This window comes from Ilumatobacter sp. (genome assembly GCF_049588435.1).
Classification (GTDB): domain Bacteria; phylum Actinomycetota; class Acidimicrobiia; order Acidimicrobiales; family Ilumatobacteraceae; genus Ilumatobacter_A.
Map to the genome: position 1 here is coordinate 1 of NZ_JBAVYV010000349.1, position 3,288 is coordinate 3,288.

Genomic DNA, 3,288 nt, shown 5'->3' on the forward strand with positions numbered 1-3,288 from the left:
CGACCGTCACGCGGATCGTCTCTCGGTGCCGCAGGGCTGGCATCTCGACGACCGCCGTGGCGCCCGTCGCGGAGCGTTGATCGCCGTCTGAGCGAACAGTTCCGGCTCGGCCACGCGAACACGGCGCGGCGATAGCGTCGCTGGTCGTGTCCACGCCCGCGAAAAGTGCCGGTCTCGGCAACAGCGCACCGGGTCGGCCGGGTTCCGGCGCCATGTCCGGCGTCGCCGCCTTCATGATCATCTGGGTGGCGGCAGGGTTCGCGTCATCGATCGCGGTGCTCGTCGGTGGCGACACCGACGTGCTCCCGATCCCGGTGCTCGCGGCTTCGCTGGTCACCGGCTGGGCGGTGTTCCTGATCGGGACCTGGGCGACGTCGCGGATTCTCGGCACGGGACACGTGGTCGACGACTACGGACTCACCGCCCGGCCGATCGACCTCGTCGGCGTCCCGATCGGCGTGGTGACCCAGCTCATCCTGATCCCGGCGCTCTACGTCCCGCTGCGTGCGCTCTGGCCAGCGACGTTCGACGATGCCGCGCTCTCCGAGACCGCCGAGGACCTGGTCGAACGCGCCGATGGTGGCCTGATCGTGCTGCTCTTCGTCCTCGTGGTCGTCGGGGCTCCGATCGTCGAGGAGGTCGTGTACCGGGGCCTGCTGCAGAAGCCGCTGCTCGCTCACTTTCCACCGTGGGCGGTCGTCGTCGGTGTCGCCGCCGTGTTCGCCCTGATCCACTTCCGCCCCGTCGAGTACCCCGGCCTGTTCGTCGCGGGACTCGTGTTCGGCGTCCTGGCATGGCGTGCGGGACGGATCGGACCGGCCGTGGCCGCACACATCGGGTTCAACGCGACCGGGTTGCTGCTCGCGTTGTGATCGTGATGTTCGATTGTTCGTGCGCGGGTGACCCTCGACGGTGCCCGCCCTTTGTCAGAATGGACCGACTGTGATGGGCGCCGACCGTGAGTGACGACATTCGTGAATCCGATGGGTCGCCCGACCACGGGAGCGACCCGGACGACGACCTCGTGTCGTGGTTCGACGAACGCTACGGCGACGACCTGAACCCCGAGACACCGGCGACCGAGTCGGTGGCTGATGCATCCGTGGTGACCGACACCGGTACCGATACGGACATGGACACCGACACGGACCCATCCCGCGTCACAACCGTCGACACCGATACCGGTGTCGACGAGTCCGATCCCGACCACGCGTCGGCTGTCGCTGCGCCGGTCGTGACCAGGTCCCTTCTCGTCGACGACGACCCGCCCGATTCGCTCGTGCAGCGTGCGGCGCGCCGCGTCGTTCGTCGCCCACTCGCCTGGTGGCGGAGGCCCTGGACGAACGACCGCATCATGCGCCTGCTCGTCACCAGCACCGCGCTGACCGTGACCACCGTGATCGTCATGCGCGTCGTGCACTTCACGCCGATTCCCGGATTCTTGGATCAGGATCTGATCCTCGATCGGACGACCCCGACCGGCGGCGACATGGGCGCACACGTGTGGGCCCCGGCCTTCCTGCGCGATTCGCTGCTGCCGAACGGCCAGCTGAGCGGTTGGAGCATGGACTGGTACGGCGGACTCCCGCTGTATCGCTTCTACATGGTCATCCCCGCGCTGGCGATCGTCGCTCTGGACGTCATCCTCCCGTACGGGATCGCGTTCAAGATCGTGGCCGTCTCCGGCCTCGTCATGTTCCCCTTCGCCTGCTGGGCGTTCGGCCGACTCGCAGCATTCCGCCACCCGATCCCCGAACTGTTCGCCTTCGGCGGGCTGGCGTTCCTCCTCGACGAGAGCTTCGAGATCTACGGCGGCAACGTCAAGTCGACGATGGCGGGCGAGTACTCGTTCTCGATCGCGCTCACCCTTGCGATGCTGGGCCTCGGTCTGCTGGCCAACGGCCTCCGGACCGGACGTTTCCGCGTGTGGGCCGCGGTCGTGTTGTCGTTGGCAGCGGTGTCGCACGGCATCGTCCTGATCTTCGTCGCCGTCGCGGCGGTGATCCTGTGTCTCGTCTGGCTCGACCTGTCGCGGCTCTACTACATCCTGACCGCCGGGCTCACGACGATCCTGTTGGCGGCGTGGTGGGTCGGTCCGTTCCTGTTCGGTCACGAGTTCATGACCGACATGAAGTACGGGTTCCGTCCGAACAGTTCGACCGACTCGTTCTGGGACATGTTCTTCCCGCTGACCCCGGCACTCGACATCATCATCACGACCCTCGCGGTGATCGGGTTCGTCGCGTTCGTGATGCGGCGGCAGTTGACCGGAGCAGCGATCGGCCTGACCTGCATCGCGTTCGCCATCGGCGTCTACATCACCCGCGACAGCCTTCCGGTCATCGGGCTGTTGTGGAACCCGCGCCTGCTGCCGTTCGTCTACCTCACCCGGTATCTGTTGATGGTCGCCGGAGCGTTCGAGGTCGTCTCGCTGGTGATCAACGCGGTGCGACAGCAGACCGCAGGGCACCGCCTCGGGAGCTACGCCGGGGCCGGCGCGTTCTCCGTGGTCGGCGTCTCGATGCTGCTCGTGTTCGGCTGGATGTACGAGGTGCTCCCCTTCGACGGTCGGGCGGAGATCACCGCAGCGACCGACACCGAGGCGGCGCAGACCGCCTATGCCTGGGGACCGTTGCGCAAGGGCGCCGAGAGTGGTCGAGCGGTGGCCGACGGCTGGTCGCGCTACAACTTCCGCGGCTACGAGGGGCGTCCCGCGTATCCGGCGTATCACGACGTCGTGACGACGATGGACGAACTGGGCGACGAGCGCGGCTGCGGCCGAGCGCTCTGGGAGAACAACTCCGCGAACAGCGAGTACGGAACGACGATGGCGCTGATGCTGTTGCCGCACTGGACCGACGGGTGCATCGCGTCGATGGAGGGCTTGTTCTTCGAGGCGACGGCGTCGACCAACTACCACTTCCTCACGGCGGCTGCCGTCTCGGAGAGCTCGTCCAACCCGGTCCGTCAGCTGCGCTACACCAACAACGACGGCGAGGTCGGGGCCCAACACATGCGCGACCTCGGCGTGCGGTACCTGATGGTCCGCACCGATCCCGCCAAGGCGGAGGCCGAGGCGACCGATGGCCTCGAACTGGTCGACACGTCGGGAACCTGGGACATCTATGAGGTCCAGGACTCGAACATCGTCGAGCCGCTGGCCGTCGAACCGGTCGTGGTGGAGCAGGCCGACGAGGCCTGGTACAAGCCGGGCGACGCCCGTGAACGAAATCTCGAACTGGGCACCAGTTGGTTCCAGAATCGGGACCTGTGGCCGGCGATCCCGGT

At 67.2% G+C, this 3,288-nt stretch carries 1 protein-coding gene and 1 pseudogene; both read left to right on the forward strand.

What is annotated here, in order from left to right:
- The first annotated feature begins 146 nt into the window (after window positions 1-146).
- Window positions 147-872, forward strand: coding sequence for a lysostaphin resistance A-like protein (locus WBV89_RS13630; RefSeq protein WP_423981899.1), 726 nt, complete (start codon window positions 147-149; stop codon window positions 870-872).
- An 86-nt stretch (window positions 873-958) separates the two neighbouring features.
- Window positions 959-3,288: pseudogene (locus tag WBV89_RS13635) on the forward strand (hypothetical protein); the annotation flags it as partial.